The organism is Mesorhizobium sp. P5_C1, from assembly GCF_054049815.1.
In genome coordinates, this window is the sequence record NZ_JBFULQ010000987.1 from 1 (window position 1) to 1,269 (window position 1,269).

Below are 1,269 nucleotides of genomic sequence, written 5' to 3' on the forward strand. Positions count from 1 at the left end.
GTGATCCTGTATTTGTGAGGCTGAAGCGAAAATATTCTCCCTGCTTCATCGGCTCTATGCCCGATGACACCACCGGAGCCTCGCCCTCCACGCTTGTCTTGCCGTTCTCGGTCTTAACTGTCACACGGACAAGAGAAACCGTGACCGCACCTGCCAGCGGGGAAACGCTGTTCGTCAGCGCGCGCAGGTTTTCCTGTCGGGCTATCTTCTCGAGCGCGCCCGTAATGCCATCGACAGCGGCACCGTCGTCCTTTGCCGAAACCGTGTAGCCATGCATGGCCCCAACCTGGTCTCGCGGCGTGATGTAGTAGACCTTGTCGCAGCCGGGGCTGAGCGTTTTGCGTTCCTCCATCGGAACAAGCTTGCCACCGTTCAGGCACCCCATGGCGATCACCATCGTCGCCTGGCCTAGATCCTGCACCGGCCGCACCAGCGCATTGTCGCGTAGTCGATCAGCGAGCGCTGCCTTTATCGGCAGGACCGCCGCAGCGATGCCCAGCTCTGGAGGTGGATCGGCAATAGCCACCGCAACCTTTTGCTCAACGGAATAGGGCGAGACGATTCGAACTTTCGACGCAGTGGTCACAGGCTCGTTCGGGGCTTTGACCAGTTTGGCAACCGAAGTCGCGACGTCGGACGAAATTACGACCGCGTTCGCGATCTTGCCGTCCTCACCGACCAGCTTGGTTGCCTTGCTGGAATACACGGCCAGGATTGCTCCTGGTTGAATCCCCTGCGCCTGGCCAACTGCGACCGAAATCTGGTCCTGCGTCACACTTGTGACCGAAATGAAGGGGGGCTGGCGGGTTCCTATTCCGCCCAAAACCACCCTGTCGAAGTCTCCTTCCGCCTGTGGATGCTGGGATGGCGCGCGTTTTTGGACATACCTCTCGGCTTGCATCACTGCTTCGCGATAGGTCAGCTGTGGAGATCGCTTGAGCGTCTGGACCAGATAGTAGGTCAGCAGCCCATGATACTGCGAACCCGATGCGGTAGCGACAAGATCCTCGTTGGACACTTCATCGGCCCGGGACCCTTCGATGATCGAGTATGAGCGGCCTGAATCCGCGATCGACGCATCCTTGCCGTGACGCTCAGCAGGCGCATCCTTCAGCAGCCTACCGTCCAGCGGCGCCATGCGGGCAGCAAGCGTGGGCTCTTTTGAAATCGTGCCTGAGTGGCAGCTGTCAAAGATCAGCACGATGTTATGGGAGTATTGCTTGAGCTGGGTCAGCCAGGCCTCGATTTCATCGTCGCGTATGTCGGTGC

1 protein-coding gene is annotated in these 1,269 nt (G+C 59.3%); it reads right to left on the bottom strand.

Annotated elements, in window-relative coordinates; all coding sequences use genetic code 11:
• Positions 1–1,269: hypothetical protein (locus ACXJ7R_RS33260; RefSeq protein WP_457155498.1), on the bottom strand; the 1,269-nt coding region annotated here is incomplete at both ends.